Here is an 18,457-nt window from a genome sequence, read left to right as displayed (position 1 = left end):
CCGCACGACTCCCGCGCTAAGTAGACTCGATGACCGTGAGCAGCACGAAGATTCTTCCTGAGAGCGAAGTCACGCCGCGGCTCTCCCATGGCGACGGCGACCACGAGCGGTTCTCCCACTACGCCGACAAGAACAAGATCACAGAGAGCTATGTGACCGGCAGCCCGGTCCGAGCTCTCTGCGGCAAGGTGTGGGTGCCCAGCCGCGATCCGAAGAAGTACCCCGTCTGCCCGGAGTGCAAGGAGATCTACGAGGGGCTGCCGAAGGGCGAACCTCCCAGCGAGTGAGTGTCGATCCAGGATCATGACCCCCGGTACGGCTAACGTCGGCTTTCAGACCAGCCGTAACGGGGGATACGAATGGTTCGGGGCGTAATCGCCGTCTGCCTTGTTTGTCTTTTCGTGGTGGGCGGTGTCTCCGCCGTGGCTCGCGCGTCCGCCGCCCCTCCGAGTGAATGCCAGGAACCGGCACGCCGGAGCGGTGGGGGTCGTGCCCAGGGGGCCGCGGATTCTCAGGGGAGCCTCCGCCACGTCCACGAACGGAGCCGTACCGCCGGTCCCGCCCGCACGCGCAAGCATGCCCGCGCCCTCAGGCTCGGTCACGCTGTCGAACCGCGTCGGCCGGGTCCGGCGGAGATCGCGCGGATGAACGACGACCTCCGCCGCCGCCTCGAGGACCGGCACGGCTCGGGGGCCCTGGAACCGGGTCGGCGCGCACCGGCCCAGCGGGAGATCCGGGTGCCGCTATGGGTGCACATCATCAGAGACGGCAAGCTCGGTCTCCCCGACAGCGCGGTGGACCGGCAGGTGCGGGCGCTCAACGACGCCTACAGCGGCAAGTTCGGCGGCGTCGACACCAAGGTCCGGTTCGATCTGAAGGGTGTGACGCACACCGACAACGCCAGGTGGTTCCGCGACCCCCTGGGCAACGAGGCGGGCCTCAAGGACAAGCTGCGCGTCGGCGGTCCCGAGACGCTGAACCTCTACGTCGCACAGCTGGGCGAGCTCGTGCTCGGCTACTCCACGTATCCCTACTGGTACGGGGGCGAGCCGGGCCTGGACGGCGTGGTGATCGACTGGCGCAGCGTGCCCGGCGGTCCGCTGCGGAACTTCAACAGGGGGTTCACGGCCGTTCACGAGATCGGCCACTGGCTGGGCCTGCTGCACACGTTCGAGAACGGCTGTGACGCCCCCGGCGACTCGGTGGACGACACGCCGCCCGAGGCCAAGGCGACGATGGGCTGCCCGGCGCGCAAGGACACCTGCCCGGCGCCGGGGGACGACCCGGTGCACAACTTCATGGACTACTCGCACGATCGCTGCATGCGTGAGTTCACCGCGGGCCAGGCCGCACGTATCCACCAGATGTGGGAGGCATACCGCGATCCCGCCCGCGCCAAATAGGGTCCCGGCGCGGCTCGCCGCCACCGCGCGTGGGCGCAATCTCCCGCTGCCCGTTGACGGGGCACCGCCCTTGTGACTAACTCCACAACAGCGATCACGCGGGAGGTTGTGTGGAGGATCAGTGGACCCGCCGGGTCTGGCCGCCCCCGGAGTCGAACAACACAGGGCCGAACAACGCAGAGCCGAACAACGCAGGGCCGAACAACGCAGAGCCGAACAACGCAGAGCCGAACAACGCAGAGCCGAACAACGCGGTGCCGGAGAGCACGGGGCGAGAGAACGCGGGGCGGGAGAGTCCGGCGCGGGAGAGTCCGATGCGGCACGGCGTGCCGCCGTCGTCCGCCGCCCCCATGTGGCGGGGCGATCCGGCCTGGCCCGCTGATCAGGTCTGGCCTACTGATCCGATCTGGCCTGCTGATCAGGCCTGGCCCAGTGATCCGGCCCTGTCCGACGAGCCGCCGGCGGCCGGGAGGTACGGCGCGCCGGTCCGGCCGGGCCGTCGCATGCCGCGCTGGCTGAGCCGCCTGCTCGTCGCCGTTCTCGCGCTCGTGTCCGCCGGGACCGTGATCGGCGCGGTGGTGGTGACGGTCCTGAGCCGTGCCGAGGGCGAGCCGCCCAGAGTGATCGACGACGCGCTCGCCGGAATCTCGTACGCGCTGCCCGCCGGCTGGAGCGAGGGCGTCGTCGCCCCGGTGACCGGGTTCACCTCCGTCGCCGCCCACGGGGATCTGGGGACGGTCATGGCGCGGCCGGGGGATCCGGTCGATCCGCCGCACCTCCGCTCCGCGGTCATCGACCTGACCGATCTCTACGCCCGGTTGCTGCTGCACGGGGATGACGTCGAGGTGGTGGACGACCACGCGGTCACCGTCAACGGGCGCCCCGGCCACACACGGGCGATTCGGGCCGAGTACCGCGACGTCGTGAACGAGCCCGCGTTCCTGCGCGTGACATTGCTCACCCGGCCCGACGGCAAGAGCACGGTCATGCTCGCGCTCGCCCATCCGGACGCGCCCGGGACCCGCTCGGACATCGACGCCCTGATCTCCGGCGCACACTGAGCCGGTCTGCTTGGGCCGGGTCTGCTTGGGCCGGGTCTGCTTGGGCCGGGTCTCCATCGGGCGGGCTCACGGGCGGGGCTCGTGGGGCTGAGGCCGTACGTCGCGGAACTCGCGAAACGGGGCGTTCCGCCGCAGGTCACGCTCATGATCTTCTCTGGAGAGAGGCCGAACGGCACGCTCTGTCGGTTCGTCCGACTACCCTGGGGTCATTGTGAGGCTGCGAACCGATAGCGACAGGCGAACCGGCAGAGGCCAACCGACTGGAAGAGACAGGCGAACCGACAGGGACAGCGGTGTCCCGACGAGCTCTGGGAGGCGTCATTGAGCGTTTCGGCCGCATCCCATCTCTCCCCCTCCTATCCCGACCGAGCCGCCTGGGGCACCGCGCCCAAGCTGCGTGCCTGGCAGCAGGAGGCGTTCGAGCTCTACTTCCAGCGCGAGCCGCGTGACTTCCTGACCGTCGCGACGCCGGGCGCGGGCAAGACCACCTACGCACTGCGGATCGCCAGCGAACTGCTCAGCCGCGGGATCGTCCGATCCCTGACGATCGTCACGCCCACCGAGCACCTCAAGCGGCAGTGGGCCGACGCCGCGGCCAAGGTCGGCATCGGCATCGACCCCGAGTTCAAGAACAGCCAGGGCACGACCTCGCGCGACTACACCGGTGTGGCGATCACCTACGCCCAGGTCGCCATGCACCCCGCGCTGCACCGCGCCCGCACCGAGGCGCGCAAGACCCTGGTGGTCTTCGACGAGATCCACCACGCGGGCGACGCCAAGTCGTGGGGCGACGCCGTCCGCGAGGCCTTCGAACCGGCGACCAGACGGCTCGCGCTGACCGGCACGCCGTTCCGGTCCGACGACAGCCCGATCCCGTTCGTCTCCTACGTGGAGGACGGCGACGGCGCGCTGCGCAGCGTCTCCGACTACTCCTACGGGTACGGCCCGGCCCTGGCCGACGGCGTGGTCCGGCCCGTCATCTTCCTGGCGTACTCGGGGGAGATGACATGGCGGACGCGGGCGGGCGACGAGATCAGCGCGACGCTCGGCACTCCGCTCACCAAGGACCAGCTCTCCCAGGCGTGGCGGGCCGCGCTCGACCCCAAGGGCGACTGGATCCGCCAGGTCATCCAGGCGGCGGACCGACGGCTCAGCGAGGTGCGGCACGGCGTGCCGGACGCCGGCGGCCTGGTCATCGCCTCCGACCACGAGTCGGCCCGCGCCTACGCGCGGCACATCCGGACCGTCACCGGTCAGGGCGCCGAGGTGGTGCTCTCGGATGACCCGGGCGCGTCCCAGAAGATCAAGGACTTCGCCACGTCCGACAGGCGGTGGCTGGTGGCCGTCCGGATGGTCTCCGAGGGGGTGGACATCCCCCGCCTGGCCGTGGGCGTCTATGCGACCAGCACCTCGACGCCGCTGTTCTTCGCCCAGGCCGTCGGAAGGTTCGTCCGGGCACGCAAGCGCGGCGAGACCGCGTCGGTGTTCCTGCCGTCCGTGCCCGTGCTGATGGGACTCGCCGCCGAGATGGAGGCCGAGCGCGATCATGTGCTCGGTCGCCGCCGCGACGACGAGGGCCTGGACGACCTGCTGCTGGAGCAGGCCCAGCAGGAGAAGAAGCAGCCGGACGCCGTCGGCGACGAACTGCCGTTCCAGACGCTGGAGGCGTCCGCGACCTTCGACCGGGTTCTGTTCGACGGCGGCGAGTTCGGTACGGCCGCCGCGCCGGGCTCACCCGAGGAGGAGGACTTCCTCGGCCTGCCCGGGTTGCTGGAGCCCCATCAGGTGGCCACGCTGCTGCGCAAGCGCCAGGCGGACCAGCAGGCGGCGAAGCGGAAGACCAAGGCCGCTCCGGAGGCCGAGCCGGCCCTGGCCCCGCACGAGCAGGTGCACGAGCTGCGTAAGGAGCTCAACGGTCTGGTCGGCGCGTGGAACCACCGGACCGGCCAGCCGCACGGGGTCATCCACGCCGAGCTGCGCCGGGCCTGCGGGGGGCCGCAGATCGCACAGGCGACCGCAGAACAGATCCGCGAGCGCATCGCGCTGATCCGCAAGTGGGCCACCCAGCGGAAGTGAGCACCGCGCGCCGCCGGCGGAAGTGAACACCGAGTGGCGGCCCACTCAGCGGTGCGGCTCAGCTGTGCCGTTCAGAGATGCGGCTCAATGATGCGGCTCGGTGATGCGGCTCGGTGATGCGGTTTCAGCGGTATTGGCCGGGCCGGGCATCGGGGATGCGGTGACCGGTGTGGACGTTGACCGCGACGTAGCGCCGGTGCTGGTGCCGCTGCGGGGTGAAACGCAGTTGGAGTGAGGCCACCCCGCGCGTCACCCGCACCGGCGCCGTGCGCATCTCCCCCCGTGCCCCGGCGGGATGCTCTCCGGCGTCTCCCGCGCGCAGCAGGATGCCCAGCCGCTTCCCGGAGGGGCGCAGCGCCACCGCCGCCTCCTCGCACGGGGGAGTGCCCGCCTTCCAGAAGACGGTCACGTTCAGCGATCCGCCGCTCCGGCGCAGCCGTACGGCCTCCGGCGACAGAATCCGGGCCGGGCAGGGTGGCGCGTCGGCGCCGCTCGCCGCCACCGACCCGTTCGCCCCGTCCGGCGCGGCGGCGGCCACGGGCGGCGCGGCCGCCGGGGAGGACGCCGGTGCGGCGGAGGGCGTGACCGGATGCCGGTCGGCGAAGCCGATCACCGTGGTCCCCACCTGCAGCGCCCCCAGGGTGACCACGGCTGCGGCGCGTACGGCCCCCGAACGGTCACGGCTGAAGAGCAGCCAGACACAGACCGGGGTCAGGATGAGCCAGGCGAGGCCGAGCAGGAACGCGAACATCTGAGGTGCCTATCCGTGAGGGTTCTGTCACCCTAAGTAATATAGGCGTCACGGCGCGTGTTCCGCGTGTCCTCGACACAGGTGACCCCGGCGCGTCCGGCCGCGCTGCAGGAGGATCAGGGGCCGACGACGGGGGTTCCGATGAGCTCCACACCGGCGGCGTCGAGTTGACCGAGGGCCGCGTCCGTGGTCTCCCTGGCGACGCCGGCGGTCAGGTCCAGCAGGACCCGTACGGCGAAGCCGGCCCGCGTGGCGTCCAGCGCGGTGGCCCGCACGCAGTGGTCCGTGGCGATGCCGACGACGTCGACGGAGGTCACGTCGTGGTCGCGAAGCCAGCCGGCAAGGTCGGTGCCGTCGTCGGCGGCTCCCTCGAAGCCGCTGTAGGCCGCCTTGTGGGCTCCCTTGCTGAAGACCTCCTCCACCTTCGTCGTGTCGAAGGCCGGGTGGAAGTCGGCGCCGGCGGTGCCGACAACGCAGTGCGCCGGCCAGCTGTTCACGAAGTCGGGTTCCGCGGCGAAGTGCGCCCCGGGATCGATGTGATGGTCGCGGGTGGCCACCACATGGTCGTAGGCATGGGTTGTGGAAGCGCGGTCGGCGACGTGACGGCTGATGGCCGCCGCGACCTCGGCGCCGCCGGCCACGGCCAGGCTGCCGCCCTCGCAGAAGTCGTTCTGGACGTCGACGATGATGAGCGCGGTTTTCACTGCACCACCTTCTTCTCGGTGATCGTGGGAGACCGGCGTCGTCCTCATGCGCCGGTCTCCCACGATCACTTGAAGATAGTAGGGACTGCCGGGTCTCCGGGGGAGAGGCTGTGCGCAATCAGTGGCAATTCGGCGAGAGTCGACCGGTGTCGCCGCCGGGCGGCCTCCAGGGGTTCGCGGCCGACGATCTCGCCACCGCGGACGAGTTCGGCCAGCAGCGGCCGGTCCCCGATCTGCTCGGTCCGCTCGGCCCGACCAGCCTGGTCGGTCTGCTCGGTCTGCTCGGTCTGGTCTGGCCGTGGGGTCTCCATCGGCGCGCCGGTGACGATCTCGGCGGTGGCGATCCCGTCGTCGGTCCGCCGGTAGGCCCACTTGCGGCCGCCCTTGCTGGGCTTGCCCACGGACCGTTTCGCCACCGGCCGCATCACGCCCATGGCGTCCTCTCTGGCGACCAGCTTGTAGACGAGGCTGGCCGTAGGGTGGCCGGATCCGGTGACCAGCGCGGTGCCCACGCCATATCCGTCGACCGGGGCGACGGCCAGCGCGGCGATGGCGAACTCGTCGAGGTCGCCGGTGACGATGATCTTCGTCTGCTCGGCCCCGAGCGCGTCGAGCGCCTGCCGCACCTCCTGCGCCATCACCGCGAGATCGCCCGAGTCGATCCGCACCGCCCCGAGGTCCGGCCCGGCCAGCTCGACGGCGGTCCGCACGGCCTCGGCCATGTCATAGGTGTCGATGAGCAGCGTCGTTCCGTGCCCCAGCGAGTCGAGCTGGGCCCGGAAGGCGTCCTTCTCCGAGTCGTGCAGCAGGACGAACGCGTGGGCGGCCGTGCCCGCCGTCGGGACGCCGTACCGGCGCCCGGCCATCAGGTTGGAGGTCGACGCGAAGCCGCACAGGTAGGCCGACCTCGCCGCCGCGACGGCCGCGACCTCATGCGTGCGGCGGGAGCCCATCTCGATCAGTGGCCGGTCGCCCGCCGCGTGCGCCATCCGCGAGGCGGCCGAGGCGATGGCACAGTCGTGGTTGAGAATCGACAAGATCACGGTCTCCAGCAGCACCGCCTCGGCGAATGTGCTCTCCACCACCATGATCGGCGAGCCGGGGAAGAACGCCTCGCCCTCGCGATAGCCGTACACGTCTCCGGAGAACCGGTAGTCGGCGAGGAACGCCAGTGTCCGTTCGTCGACCACCCGCCGCAGGAAATCGAGGTCGGCGTCGTCGAAGCGGAAGTCCTCCAGGGCGTCGAGCACCCGGGCGGTCCCCGCGACCACCCCGTAGCGCCGTCCCCCCGGCAACCTGCGGGCGAACACCTCGAAGACGGCCCGCCGGTCCGCCGCGCCGCTCGCCAGCGCCGCCTCCAGCATGGTCAACTCGTAGTGGTCGGTAAGCAGGCCAGTGCCCATGGTCATCCGCACGTGTCGAAGACTACGACTCATGTGGTGCAGGATGGTTACGTGGGTAGTACAGCTCCAGCCGAGGTCGAGCGCCCGTCGTCGGACGTCCGTCCCGATCGGCCGTGGCTCACCATCGTGTGGAACGACCCGGTCAATCTGATGTCCTATGTGACGTACGTCTTTCAGACCGTGTTCGGGTATCCCCGGCAGAAGGCGGAGAAACTCATGATGGACGTGCACTACAAGGGCAAGGCCGTGGTCGCCAGCGGCACGCGCGAGGAGATGGAGCGGGACGTCCAGATCCTCCACTCGTACGGCCTGTGGGCGACGGTCCAGCAGGACAAATAGCCGCGGGGGCCCAGCGGGACGACATGTGGACGCGGTCGAGCAGAACACGTGGACACGGCTTGGCGGGACACGTGAGCACACGTCCGACGGGGACGTGGCGAACATGACTGATGACGAGAACGGCGGCATGAGCATCGGCTTCAGATCGACGAACGGGGGCGTCTCGGTCCACCTCGATCCTGGCGAGGTGTCGATCCTGAGATCGCTGGCAACGCAGATCCTGGGCCTGATCGAGCCAGGCTCGACCGGGGACGACCCGCTGGAGCGCGCGCTCGGCATCGGTTCCCCGGCCCCGCCCTCCGATCCCGTGCTCGCCCGTCTCTTCCCTCCGGCGTACGGAGACGACGAGGAGGCGTCGGGGGAGTTCCGCCGCTACACCGAGGCGACCTTACGGGACGCCAAGCGCGCGGACGCGACGACGCTGCTGGAGACCCTGGCCCCGGGCGAGCTGGAGCTCACGGTGCCGCAGGGTCAGGCCTGGCTGCGCACCATCAACGATGTACGGCTCGCGCTGGGCGTGCGGCTGGAGGTGACCGAGGAGGTCCACGAGGAGGTGGCGGAGATGTCCGAGGACGATCCCCGCTACCCGGCCTACGTGACCTACGACTGGCTGACCTACCTGCAGGACACGCTTGTCCGTGCCCTCTGGTGAGCCGTCTACGAGGCCTTTGGTAGGTTTCCCGCATGCTGACGATCTCACGCGAGCTGGTCGACAAGATCGTGGCCCACGCCCGGGCCGACCATCCCGACGAGGCGTGCGGCGTCGTGGCCGGGCCGGCGGGGTCGGACCGCCCGGAACGGTTCATCCCGATGGAGAACGCCGAGCGCTCGCCGACGTTCTACCGGTTCGACTCGATGGAGCAGTTCCGCGTCTGGCGGGACATGGACGACCGGGACGAGGTGCCCGTGGTGATCTACCACTCGCACACCGCCACCGAGGCGTACCCGTCGCGTACGGACATCAGCTACGCGTCCGAGCCGGACGCCCACTATGTCCTGGTCTCCACTGCGTCGGACGTACCGGAGTTCCGCTCCTACCGGATCGTCGACGGCGTCGTGACGGAGGAGGAAGTCAAGATCGTTGAGGCATATGGCTAGACTTGTGCTATGCCTATCGATGACGATCGCCCCGTGTCGTCACCGGCTGTCCTTCCGCACCGGGCCCGCCCGGAATCTCCTGTTCAGAATTTCCTTTTCGGGCACACGCCCTGGGTCGTCGTCTACGACTGTCGCTGAACACCGTGACTGAGCACTGTATGTGACCACCGTCAGTGAGCGCTGTCACCGCACATGGCGTCGAACCCGGAATCTCCGGCCGCCCGGCCATGTTCCAGTCGAGTGGACGCCCGCTTGTCATGATGACCTACCGAACCATGATGACCACCGAACAAGGAGATTGAGCGAGATGGCCGTCGAGGTCCGCATTCCGACCATCCTGCGTAACTACACCGATGGGGCCAAGGCGGTGCACGCCAAGGGCGCCACGCTCGAGGAGCTCATCGGCGATCTGGAGGCGCGCCACCCCGGCCTGAGGGAGCGCCTGGTGGACGACAGCGGCCTGCGCCGCTTCGTGAACGTCTACCTGAACGACGAGGACGTGCGCTTCCTCGGCGGCCTGGGCACCCCGGTCGCCGACGGCGACACCGTGACCGTCCTGCCGGCCGTCGCCGGCGGGTCGGGTGCAGCCGCCGGAGCGCGCTAGATGCGCTTCGACTCGCTGATCGACTCGGTCGGCAACACCCCTCTGGTCGGCCTGCCGCGCCTCTCGCCGTCCGAAGAGGTGCGGATCTGGGCGAAGCTGGAGGACCGGAACCCGACCGGGTCGGTCAAGGACCGGCCCGCGCTGTGGATGATCGAGCAGGCCGAGAAGGACGGCCTGCTCGCCCCCGGCTGCACGATCCTGGAGCCGACCTCCGGCAACACCGGCATCTCGCTGGCCATGTCGGCCCGGCTCAAGGGATACCGCCTGGTCTGTGTGATGCCCGAGAACACGTCGGAGGAGCGCCGCCAGCTCCTGCGCATGTACGGCGCGGAGATCATCTCCTCACCCGCCGCCGGGGGTTCCAACGAGGCGGTACGGGTGGCCAAGAGCCTGGCGGCCGAACATCCGGACTGGGTGATGCTGTACCAGTACGGCAACCCGGCCAACTGGCGATCACACTATGAGTCGACCGGGCCGGAGATCCTCGCCGATCTGCCGACCGTCACCCACTTCGTGGCGGGACTCGGCACCACGGGCACGCTCATGGGCGTCGGGCGCTACCTGCGCGAGCATGTGCCGGACGTGCAGATCGTGGCCGCCGAGCCGCGGTACGGCGAGCTGGTGTACGGCCTGCGCAACGTGGACGAGGGCTTCATCCCCGAGCTGTACGACCCCACGGTGCTGACCACGCGCTACTCGGTCACCTCGGCCGACGCCCTGCGGCGTACCCGCGAACTGCTGGCGACCGAGGGCGTCTTCGCCGGCATCTCGACCGGATGCGCCCTGCACGCGGCCCTGGGCATCGCGACCAAGGCCGCACGCGCGGGGGAGCGGGCCGACATCGTGTTCATCGTCGCCGACGGCGGCTGGAAGTACCTGTCCACCGGGGCGTACGAAGGAACGCTCGACGAGGCGGAGAGCCGCCTCGAAGGCCAGCTCTGGGCCTGATCCGAGCTCTCGGCAAGAGCTCATGAAACCCGGACAAGAGCACTGCCACAGGCTCCGCCGAAGCCGGCGACGTGATCACATGCGGCGACCTGTGATCACGTCGGACCGGCCCGGGGACGGGCCCTGAGAACGGGCTCAGTTGAACACGACGCGGACGGTGAAACCCGCCTCGCCGTCGGAGATCTTGCCGCTCAGCCCCACCGCGCGCAGCGCGTCCACGTTGGCCTTCGCCTCGCCCTGCAGCTCGCGCTGATAGAGGGCCTTCGCGCTGTTCATGTCCACGTAGAGGGCGAAACCGGCGCCCTCGGCGTCGGGAACGGCCTTCTGGAAGGTCTCGTTGTCGCGGAGGGCGCCCGCCGAGGCGAGTTCGTCCGCGTAGTCCTGGGATGTCGCCACGACCAGCTTCCCCTCGCTCCGCGCCTTGCCCAGCCCGGGCGGCATCCCCGAGCCGGAGAGGGCGGACTCCAGCTTCGCGAGCACGGGGTCGGCCTTGGCGGGGTCGGTCTCCAGGACGGCGCCGAGCCTGGGATCGAGGGCGTCCAGGCCCTCGGTGTCGATGGCGAGCGTGATGCTCTCGCCGAGCAGTGCGACGAGGTCGTCCGGCATGCTCAGGCCGTACTGCTGCGGCGCCTGCGCCTGTGCGCCGAGCGCCTTCTCGATGTCGGCCCAGTTCTCCTGCAGCATTTTGCCCAGTCCCGAGACGCCCACGGCGGCGGCGGTGGAGGCGGGCAGGTCGCCGAGATCGACGGTCTGGGTCTGGCCGCTCTTCACATCGGTGCCGCGTGCGGTGCCGATGAGCTCGGCGTAGTCGTCGCCGAACCGGAGCGCCCCGGTGAGCCGCGCGTCCTTGATGATCTCGGCGGCGGGGTCCGCTCCCGAGCCGCTCGACTCGGCGATCTGGCTGAGATCCGCCCAGAAGGACAGCACGCCCTGCTCGCCGAGCGTGTCCATGTCTCCGGTGAACCGGGTGTTCTCCGACAGCGGCGCCGCCGCGGCGTACTGGTCGGCCGCGCTCTGGTCCGACGTGACGATCGCGTAGCCGTCGCGGAACGCGACGCCGGTCCGTTGCCGCTCGGCGATCCCCTCGTCCATCTTCGCGAGGCCGGCGCGGGCCGCTTCCTCGTCCTTGACCTGGATGGCCATCACCGCGCCCGGGTCCCCGCCCTTCTGGGACGGCGCGAGTACGGCGAAGCCGATCCGGTCGCCCAGCCACGGCTCGATGTCCTTGGCGTAGTCCACATGGGCGAGCTTCGGATCGTTGCCGCGCAGCGCTTCGAAGGCCGCCTTGCGCGGATCGTCACCCGAGAAGGTCTCCTTGGTGGCGGAGAACTTGCGGGCGATGTCGAACAGCGCGATCTTCTGATTCGCGGCGGGGTCGAGGTCGAGCCGCACGTACGCGATCGCGTTGCCGGGCAGCACCTCGTGGGGCTGGGTGCCCCCGCCGCTGAGCTTCGCGGCGGCCCAGACGCCGCCGCCACCGACCACGGCCACGACGATCGCCGCGATCAGCGCGATGATCCAGCCGCGGCCACCCTTCCGGCCGGGCGCCGGGGCGGCGTGGCCGAGTTCCTCCGATGCGAAGCGTGTCTCCGGCTCGAATCCGGCGGGGTACTGCCATTGGGCGGTGCGCGCGTAGTCCTGCTGCGGAGGCCGCGGTGTTCGGTACGCGACCGTCCGATCAGGGTCCTCATCCCCCGGAAAAGGAGGATTAGGTGGCGTATTGGCAGGCATATCTCACTTCCAGTGCGGATAACAGTGATGATCGAGACTTTAGGGGGTGTGGGTAACAAACTGCTTGCATATCGCTTGACCTGATGAATTGCGCACCGTGGGGGAGTGGTTACAGTAGCTCCAGAACAACATTCGGGAGGCGGGTGCGCGGTGACGAAATTCGATGAGGCGACGCAGGCGATCAGGGTCGACGACGCGACCTATGACGTGTGTCTCGACGACGCGTACTCGATCGGCGGTCCGCTGAACGGCGGCTATCTGCTGGCCACCGTCCTGCGGGCCGTCGTCGACGCCTCCCCGCACGCCCACCCGGTGTCCACGAGCGCCCAGTTCCTCCGCGTGCCGCGGCCCGGGCCCGCCACGGTGCGGCTGACCCCGCTCAAGGCCGGCCGTACGGCCGCGATGACCCGGGCCACGCTGACGCAGGGCGACGAGTCGTTCATCGAGGCCCTGGTGACGACCGCGACGCTCGACCCGGCGGCCGTGCCCGACTGGTCCGACGGACCGTCGGCGCCGATGCCCGGCCTGGCCGCCTGCGTGCCGCTGCCCGTGCCCAAGACCGAGTCGAACATGAATCTCGGCGCCCAGGTGGAGATGCTGTTCGACCCCCCGACGATCGGATGGCTCGCCGGGGAGCCGACCGGGCGGCCGGAGTGCCGGGCGTACTTCCGGATGGCCGAGCCGCAGGACCCCGACCCCTACGTGATCGCACTGGCCGTCGACGCGCTGCCGCCGGTGGTGTTCTCGGCCGGCGCTCGCGGCTGGGCCCCCACGGTCGAGCTGACCTGGCACCTGCGCGCGCTGCCCGCGCCCGGATGGCTCACGCTCATCGGCGGCGGGCGGCTGATCAGCGACGGCTGGTTCGACGAGGACGTCGAGGTATGGGACTCGGCGGGCCGACTGGTCGCCCAATCCCGCCAGATCGCTCGCGTCGGCCGCGGCTGATCGCCGAGCTTCCCCTAATCTTGGGAAGCGTGCCGGACAACAGCAGCGCGATCGGGATCTTCGACAGCGGGGTGGGCGGCCTGACCGTCGCCCGGGCGATCATCGACCAGTTGCCCAACGAGTCGATCTTCTACGTCGCCGACACCGCGCGTCAGCCGTACGGGCCGAAGAGCATCGCCGAGGTACGGGCGTACGCGCTGGAGGTGATGGACCATCTCGTCGAGCACGACGTCAAGATGCTCGTGATCGCCTGCAACAGCGCCAGCGCGGCCGTGCTCCGGGACGCCAGGGAGCGGTACGACGTCCCGGTCGTCGAGGTCATCCAGCCGGCCACCCGCCGTGCCGTACGGGCGACCAGGAACGGCCGGGTCGGCGTCATCGGCACCCGTGCGACGATCGAGTCGATGGCCTACCACGACGCCTTCACCGCCGCCCCCGACGTCGAACTCGTCGGGGTCGCCGCGCCCCTGCTCGTCGACTTCGTCGAGCGCGGCGAGACGATGAGCGACGAGCTCATCGAGGTGATCCGCGGCTATCTCAAGCCCATCCAGGACTCCGGGTGCGACACGCTGATCCTGGGCTGCACGCACTATCCACTGCTGACCGGTGCGCTGTCGTACGTCACGGGCGACGGGGTCACGCTGGTGTCCAGCGCGGAGGAGACCGCCAAGGACGTCTACCGGATCCTGCACGACCGAGGGCTGTCCGACGGGACGACCGAGCCCGTCCACCGCTTCCGCGCCACGGGCGACACCGACCTGTTCGAGCAGCTCGGGCAGCGGTTCCTCGGGCCGGAGATCCAGGCCGTCGAGATCGCGGCGCTGCGCAGGACGGTGCAGGATGGGTCAGCAATGGGCGAATCCGACACCGGGAGCTCGCTGTGAAATTGACCGTCATCGGATGCTCGGGCAGTTTTCCCGGGCCGGACAGCCCGTCCTCCTGTTATCTCCTGGAGGCCGAGGGCTTCCGGCTGCTGCTCGATTTCGGCAGCGGGGCGCTCGGCGCGCTGCAGCGGCACATCGGCCTCTACGACATCGACGCGATCTGTCTGTCCCACCTGCACGCCGATCACTGCCTCGACGTGTGCGCCTATCACGTCGTGCGCACCTACACCCCGGACGGCCCGCTGCCCAAGGTGCCGCTCCACGGCCCCGACGGGACCGATCGCAGGCTCAACGCCGCGTACGCCATGCCGGACGAGCCGGTGCTGGAGAGATCCTTCGACTTCGTACGGCTGACGTCCGGGGTGCGGCGGATCGGCCCGTTCGAGGTGACCACCGCGCGGATGAACCATCCCGTCGAGACGTACGGCTTCCGCGTGTCCTACGGCGGCCGCCACGTGACGTACTCCGCCGACACGGGCGAAAGCCCGGAGCTGGTCGAGCTCGCCCGCGGGGCCGACGTGCTGCTGTGCGAGGCGTCGTTTCCCGACGTCCCCGGACTGCCCTCGGGCCTCCACCTCAACGGACGCCAGGCGGCCGAGCACGCCGCGCGCGCGGAGGTCGGCACGCTCGTCCTCACGCACCTCGTGCCCTGGCACGACCCCGCCCGGATCCTCGACGACGCCTCGCGCGGCGGATTCGACGGCCGGATGGAACTCGCACGCAGCGGTGCCGTCTATGACCTTTCATGACCATATCGAGCATTAAGGTGGCCACTATGGCTCGTTCAGACGGTCGTCGACCCGACCAGCTTCGCCCCGTGACCATCACCCGGAACTGGCTCGCGCACGCGGAGGGTTCCGTGCTCGTGGAGTTCGGTGCGACCAAGGTGCTGTGCGCCGCGACCGTCGAGGCCGGCGTGCCGCGCTGGCGCAAGGGCAGCGGCCTGGGCTGGGTGACGGCCGAGTACGCCATGCTGCCCCGCTCCACCAATACACGCAGCGACCGGGAGTCGGTCCGCGGCAGGATCGGCGGCAGGACGCACGAGATCTCCCGGCTGATCGGCCGGTCGCTGCGGGCCTGCGTGGACTACAAGGCGCTCGGGGAGAACTCGATCCTCCTCGACTGCGACGTGCTGCAGGCCGACGGAGGCACCCGGACCGCTGCGATCACCGGGGCGTACGTCGCCCTCGCCGACGCCGTGGCCTGGATGCGCAAGCGGCGGATGTGCCCCGGCGACCCGCTGGTGAACTCCGTCGCCGCCGTCTCGGTCGGCGTGATCGGCACCGAGCCGCTGCTCGACCTCTGCTACACCGAGGACGTCAAGGCCGAGACCGACATGAACGTCGTGATGACCGGCGGCGGCGACTTCGTAGAGGTGCAGGGCACGGCGGAGGGCGCGCCGTTCGACCGGGCCCTGCTGGACGGGCTGCTCGACCTCGCCACCGCGGGCTGCGCCGAGCTGACCCGCATGCAGGCCCAGGCGCTCGCCTGATCTCGTCTTCGGAGGTTCGTGGAATGAACAAGGTGGTCCTGGCCACGCGCAACGCCGGGAAGATCGTAGAGCTGCGCCGGATCCTCGCCGAGGCCGCGGTGCCGGTCGAGATCGTGGGCCTGGACGGCTTCCCCGAGATCGGCGAGGTGGCCGAGACCGGCCGCACGTTCGCCGAGAACGCGCTGCTCAAGGCGCACGCCGTGGCGGCCGGGAGCGGGCTGCCCGCGATCGCCGACGACTCCGGGCTCTGCGTCGACGCGCTGAACGGCATGCCGGGGATCTTCTCGGCCCGCTGGTCGGGCTCGCATGGCGACGACAAGGCCAACCTCGACCTGCTGCTGGCCCAGGTCTCCGACGTGCCCGACGGCCGCCGTCAGGCCCATTTCGCCTGCAGCGCGGCGCTCGCGCTGCCATCGGGCGAGGAACACGTGGTCGACGGCGCGGTCTACGGCACCCTCATCCGCGAGCCGCGCGGAACGGGCGGCTTCGGCTACGACCCGATCTTCGTACCGGACGGCGAGAGCCGGACGACCGCCGAGATGTCCGCCGAGGAGAAGGACGCCATCAGCCACCGCGGCCGCGCCTTCCGTGCCCTCGTCCCCATCATCACCCAGGCCGTCCGCTGACACCCCGTAACCGGAAATCCGCATCGCCGAATCGGCTTAAAGATCGATAAACCGATCCGACCGGATTTCGGCGTGCCTACATAGCACTTCTTTCGATTGAAAAATCGCGGGTAACCGGCAATAATCGGCCTCATGAGGGACTATGAGGCTGGTCCCACGTCTATGCTGCTGGCATTCCGCATGGAGAACGTTCGCTCGTTCCGTGACGAGATGGAGTTCTCGATGGAGGCCACCGCGCTCGCGGAGCAGGACGTGCCCCGCGAAGTGCCGTGGCGTCAGGGCGGGCGTCCTCTCCAGGTGCTCCCAGTCGCGGGCCTCTTTGGTGCCAACGGGTCTGGAAAGACCAATGTGCTCAAGGCCATGGGCGAGCTCCGCAGTCACGTCCTGCTGTCGTTCCGCTCCGGTGATCCGTCCGGAGGTATGCCTCGGCACCCGTTTCGGCTCGATGGCGACGCCGTCGGCAGGCCGACCCGCTTCGAAATCGACCTTGTCCTGCACGGCATACGGCATGAGTATGGAGTGATCTTCGACGACGATCGAGTGCTGCGTGAATGGGCCTACCGTTACCCTCGCGGCCGTGCCTCCTTGCTGTTCGGCCGGGAGGCAGGTGAGCCGATCGCGTTGGGATCAAGCAATCGTGCCGTGGGCCGAGCCATCGAGAAGATCACCAGACCCAACTCGCTGTTCCTGTCCGCGGCCGCAGCGGGCGGCCATCCCGATCTGCTGCCTCTCTTCCAGTGGTTCGAACGGAATCTCCTTCTCGCCGAAGCGTCCAGTCGGCAGATGCGATGGGCGTTTACCACCGACCTCCTCCGGCATGACGACAGCCGTGATCGGGTCCTCGCATTGATCAAAGCCGCGGATCTCGGCATCTCGGACGTTCGGATCCGGCCGCTCGATCCACAGGTCGTGGACCGGGTCCGCCGTGCGGTAAAGATCCTCGTCGGCCGCGAAGAGGAAGCGGAGGCGGCACCCGAGATCGACCTCACTGAGATGGGGCTGGTGCTCAGCCATACCGGTGCGAACGAGGAGGTCGATTTCGACGTTCAGGAGGAGTCACTAGGCACCCTGGTCTGGCTCGGCCTGATCGGTCCCACCGTCTCCGCGCTGGAGCATGGGTCCGTCCTGCTGGCCGACGAACTCGAAGCGAGCCTGCACCCGACGCTCGTCACACAATTGATCCGTCTTTTTCAGAATCCCGAAGCCAATCCCCTCGGTGCTCAACTGATCTTCAGTTCGCATGACGCCACGCTTCTTGGAGGGGCGACGGGGGAGCGGGTGCTTGGTCGAGACCAGATCTGGTTCACGGAGAAGCTCGCCGACGGCAGCACTCGACTGTATCCGCTGTCGGATCTCGGGCCGAGGAAGGAAGAAGCGATCGGGCGACGCTATCTCACCGGACGTTACGGTGCCACCCCGATCGTGAGCCATCATGAGTTCTCCGCGGCCGTTCGGCCCACCCCCGGCGAGTGCGGATGAGGGGCGGATCGCGGCGGCCCCGGAGGGCTCGACGGCCGGGGCCCGCTCAACGCGGCGAGATCCTGGTCTTCACTGAGGGCAGGAAGACAGAACCCCTCTACCTTCAGCAATGGCACCGGCTCCACCGTGATCGGATCATCGTCGTGATAGACGATTTCCACGGTGGACCTCTCCAACTGGTGGAGGCAGCGCGAGATCGCAGGGAAGCCGACCTTCGCGAGGAGAAGCGACGGCGCGGCAAGGCCTTCGACGAGTACTGGTGCGTGTTCGATGTCGATGAACACCGGAATCTTGATCGGGCCATCGATCTTGCGCTCCATGCCGGGATCAACGTCGCGATATCCAACCCCTGCATCGAGTTATGGTTCATCCTTCACTTCAGGGATCAGTGGGCCAATCTTGATCGCCATAGGGCGCAAGACATGGCGAAGACGCTTCTGGGCTGTGAAAAGGTACTCACCACGCGAGCTCTTCAGCAGCTCGTGGAACGGCACGACGCCGCCGTTCTCCGAGCTCGAGCTCTCGAGAGGAAGCATGTCGGCGACGGCTCACCGCCGCGGTCGAATCCCAGCACTGATCTCTGGTGTCTGATCCAACGAATCCGCGGCTCAGTCTCATGACACTCCCGACAAGACGCTGAGCGAACCGCCTCTCCAGTCGTCCCGGTCGGCGGTTGCCCGGTCTCGACCCCGCTGATCAGCGACTCGCTGAAGTGGACCCTCCGGGCGAGCCGGGCCTGGGGCGGCACGGCCTGCTGCCGATGTGGCGCAGTTTCCTGCCCCCATAGGGAGTGGGGTGAGTAGGTATCGACCACAATGTCACCCCCTGTCGGAGTTCAATCGCGTCCAGCCGACTGCCAAATGTCGGCCTTGGTAATCAAATCTGTACAGAGAGTAGTGGCGTCTCGGCACGC

General features: G+C 69.1%; 20 protein-coding genes. 16 read left to right on the top strand and 4 right to left on the bottom strand.

The window, feature by feature from the left end:
- Positions 1-29: 29 nt before the first annotated feature.
- The 4 genes from AP234_RS02005 to AP234_RS01985 all read left to right on the top strand — a co-directional run bounded on the left by AP234_RS02005 (position 30) and on the right by AP234_RS01985 (position 4,540).
- On the top strand, positions 30-287 hold the full coding sequence (locus AP234_RS02005) for a DUF3039 domain-containing protein (RefSeq protein WP_055477762.1): 258 nt from the start codon (positions 30-32) through the stop codon (positions 285-287).
- Between the two features lie 357 nt (positions 288-644).
- Complete coding sequence (locus AP234_RS34545; RefSeq protein WP_152990192.1) at positions 645-1,403, top strand: zinc metalloprotease; 759 nt, start codon at positions 645-647, stop codon at positions 1,401-1,403.
- A 110-nt stretch (positions 1,404-1,513) separates the two neighbouring features.
- The gene (locus AP234_RS36990; RefSeq protein WP_160330364.1) at positions 1,514-2,464 is read left to right on the top strand and encodes a hypothetical protein; all 951 of its coding nucleotides are present in this window, start codon (positions 1,514-1,516) and stop codon (positions 2,462-2,464) included.
- 321 nt (positions 2,465-2,785) lie between these two features.
- A complete protein-coding gene (locus AP234_RS01985; protein ID WP_083501690.1) occupies positions 2,786-4,540 on the top strand; it encodes a DEAD/DEAH box helicase in 1,755 nt (584 codons plus the stop codon).
- A gap of 124 nt (positions 4,541-4,664) precedes the next feature.
- Here AP234_RS01985 and AP234_RS01980 read toward each other — a convergent pair whose 3' ends face one another.
- The 3 genes from AP234_RS01980 to AP234_RS01970 all read right to left on the bottom strand — a co-directional run bounded on the left by AP234_RS01980 (position 4,665) and on the right by AP234_RS01970 (position 7,404).
- Complete coding sequence (locus AP234_RS01980; RefSeq protein ID WP_055477759.1) at positions 4,665-5,291, bottom strand: hypothetical protein; 627 nt, start codon at positions 5,289-5,291, stop codon at positions 4,665-4,667.
- A gap of 116 nt (positions 5,292-5,407) precedes the next feature.
- Positions 5,408-5,995, bottom strand: a complete 588-nt coding sequence (locus AP234_RS01975; protein WP_055477758.1) for an isochorismatase family protein — start codon at positions 5,993-5,995, stop codon at positions 5,408-5,410.
- Positions 5,996-6,060: 65 nt separating this feature from the next.
- Positions 6,061-7,404 (bottom strand): nicotinate phosphoribosyltransferase, encoded by a 1,344-nt coding sequence (locus tag AP234_RS01970; RefSeq protein WP_055477757.1) that lies wholly within the window; start codon positions 7,402-7,404, stop codon positions 6,061-6,063.
- A 45-nt stretch (positions 7,405-7,449) separates the two neighbouring features.
- On the opposite strand from AP234_RS01970, the gene clpS reads away from it, so the two are divergent.
- From clpS to AP234_RS01945, 5 genes are all read left to right on the top strand, one after another.
- The gene (gene clpS, locus AP234_RS01965; RefSeq protein WP_055477756.1) at positions 7,450-7,737 is read left to right on the top strand and encodes an ATP-dependent Clp protease adapter ClpS; all 288 of its coding nucleotides are present in this window, start codon (positions 7,450-7,452) and stop codon (positions 7,735-7,737) included.
- Positions 7,738-7,840: 103 nt separating this feature from the next.
- Complete coding sequence (locus tag AP234_RS01960) at positions 7,841-8,389, top strand: DUF2017 domain-containing protein (RefSeq protein ID WP_431997980.1); 549 nt, start codon at positions 7,841-7,843, stop codon at positions 8,387-8,389.
- Between the two features lie 32 nt (positions 8,390-8,421).
- Positions 8,422-8,835 (top strand): Mov34/MPN/PAD-1 family protein, encoded by a 414-nt coding sequence (locus AP234_RS01955; protein ID WP_055477755.1) that lies wholly within the window; start codon positions 8,422-8,424, stop codon positions 8,833-8,835.
- A 307-nt stretch (positions 8,836-9,142) separates the two neighbouring features.
- Complete coding sequence (locus AP234_RS01950; RefSeq protein WP_055477754.1) at positions 9,143-9,439, top strand: MoaD/ThiS family protein; 297 nt, start codon at positions 9,143-9,145, stop codon at positions 9,437-9,439.
- Positions 9,440-10,387: a PLP-dependent cysteine synthase family protein gene (locus AP234_RS01945; protein ID WP_055477753.1), complete on the top strand. Its 948-nt coding sequence runs from the start codon at positions 9,440-9,442 to the stop codon at positions 10,385-10,387. It abuts the gene before it with no gap.
- Between the two features lie 135 nt (positions 10,388-10,522).
- Here the strand turns inward: AP234_RS01945 and AP234_RS01940 are convergent, their stop codons facing one another.
- The gene (locus AP234_RS01940) at positions 10,523-12,118 is read right to left on the bottom strand and encodes a DUF3352 domain-containing protein (protein WP_055477752.1); all 1,596 of its coding nucleotides are present in this window, start codon (positions 12,116-12,118) and stop codon (positions 10,523-10,525) included.
- Positions 12,119-12,268: 150 nt separating this feature from the next.
- Between AP234_RS01940 and AP234_RS01935 the strand changes: the two genes are divergently transcribed.
- The 7 genes from AP234_RS01935 to AP234_RS39355 all read left to right on the top strand — a co-directional run bounded on the left by AP234_RS01935 (position 12,269) and on the right by AP234_RS39355 (position 18,164).
- Complete coding sequence (locus AP234_RS01935) at positions 12,269-13,063, top strand: thioesterase family protein (RefSeq protein ID WP_055477751.1); 795 nt, start codon at positions 12,269-12,271, stop codon at positions 13,061-13,063.
- 29 nt (positions 13,064-13,092) lie between these two features.
- Positions 13,093-13,947 carry a glutamate racemase gene (murI, locus tag AP234_RS01930; RefSeq protein WP_055477750.1) on the top strand — a complete coding sequence of 285 codons (855 nt, stop codon included), beginning with the start codon at positions 13,093-13,095 and terminating at the stop codon, positions 13,945-13,947.
- Complete coding sequence (locus AP234_RS01925) at positions 13,944-14,696, top strand: MBL fold metallo-hydrolase (protein ID WP_055477749.1); 753 nt, start codon at positions 13,944-13,946, stop codon at positions 14,694-14,696. Before murI ends, AP234_RS01925 begins: the two co-directional genes overlap by 4 nt.
- Before the next feature lie 26 nt (positions 14,697-14,722).
- The gene (rph, locus tag AP234_RS01920; protein ID WP_055477748.1) at positions 14,723-15,439 is read left to right on the top strand and encodes a ribonuclease PH; all 717 of its coding nucleotides are present in this window, start codon (positions 14,723-14,725) and stop codon (positions 15,437-15,439) included.
- Between the two features lie 23 nt (positions 15,440-15,462).
- Complete coding sequence (rdgB, locus tag AP234_RS01915) at positions 15,463-16,065, top strand: RdgB/HAM1 family non-canonical purine NTP pyrophosphatase (RefSeq protein ID WP_055477747.1); 603 nt, start codon at positions 15,463-15,465, stop codon at positions 16,063-16,065.
- Positions 16,066-16,197: 132 nt separating this feature from the next.
- Positions 16,198-17,544 (top strand): AAA family ATPase, encoded by a 1,347-nt coding sequence (locus tag AP234_RS01910; RefSeq protein WP_083501688.1) that lies wholly within the window; start codon positions 16,198-16,200, stop codon positions 17,542-17,544.
- Positions 17,541-18,164, top strand: coding sequence for an RloB family protein (locus AP234_RS39355; protein ID WP_152990190.1), 624 nt, complete (start codon positions 17,541-17,543; stop codon positions 18,162-18,164). Before AP234_RS01910 ends, AP234_RS39355 begins: the two co-directional genes overlap by 4 nt.
- Positions 18,165-18,457: the final 293 nt, after the last annotated feature.

It is taken from the genome of Sphaerimonospora mesophila (assembly GCF_001417795.1).
GTDB lineage: Bacteria > Actinomycetota > Actinomycetes > Streptosporangiales > Streptosporangiaceae > Sphaerimonospora > Sphaerimonospora mesophila.
This window is presented reverse-complemented; position numbering and strand designations above follow the sequence as displayed.

Bases quoted from the DNA above. Each gene is read 5' to 3' on its own strand.
- AP234_RS39355 (WP_152990190.1), top strand. From the start codon at position 17,541: ATGAGGGGCGGATCGCGGCGGCCCCGGAGGGCTCGACGGCCGGGGCCC.
- AP234_RS01950 (WP_055477754.1), top strand. From the start codon at position 9,143: ATGGCCGTCGAGGTCCGCATTCCGACCATCCTGCGTAACTACACCGAT.
- AP234_RS01940 (WP_055477752.1), bottom strand. From the start codon at position 12,118: ATGCCTGCCAATACGCCACCTAATCCTCCTTTTCCGGGGGATGAGGAC.
- AP234_RS02005 (WP_055477762.1), top strand. From the start codon at position 30: ATGACCGTGAGCAGCACGAAGATTCTTCCTGAGAGCGAAGTCACGCCG.
- rdgB (WP_055477747.1), top strand. From the start codon at position 15,463: ATGAACAAGGTGGTCCTGGCCACGCGCAACGCCGGGAAGATCGTAGAG.
- AP234_RS34545 (WP_152990192.1), top strand. From the start codon at position 645: ATGAACGACGACCTCCGCCGCCGCCTCGAGGACCGGCACGGCTCGGGG.
- AP234_RS01945 (WP_055477753.1), top strand. From the start codon at position 9,440: ATGCGCTTCGACTCGCTGATCGACTCGGTCGGCAACACCCCTCTGGTC.
- AP234_RS01980 (WP_055477759.1), bottom strand. From the start codon at position 5,291: ATGTTCGCGTTCCTGCTCGGCCTCGCCTGGCTCATCCTGACCCCGGTC.
- rph (WP_055477748.1), top strand. From the start codon at position 14,723: ATGGCTCGTTCAGACGGTCGTCGACCCGACCAGCTTCGCCCCGTGACC.
- AP234_RS01910 (WP_083501688.1), top strand. From the start codon at position 16,198: ATGAGGGACTATGAGGCTGGTCCCACGTCTATGCTGCTGGCATTCCGC.
- AP234_RS01970 (WP_055477757.1), bottom strand. From the start codon at position 7,404: ATGACCATGGGCACTGGCCTGCTTACCGACCACTACGAGTTGACCATG.
- AP234_RS01960 (WP_431997980.1), top strand. From the start codon at position 7,841: ATGACTGATGACGAGAACGGCGGCATGAGCATCGGCTTCAGATCGACG.
- AP234_RS01955 (WP_055477755.1), top strand. From the start codon at position 8,422: ATGCTGACGATCTCACGCGAGCTGGTCGACAAGATCGTGGCCCACGCC.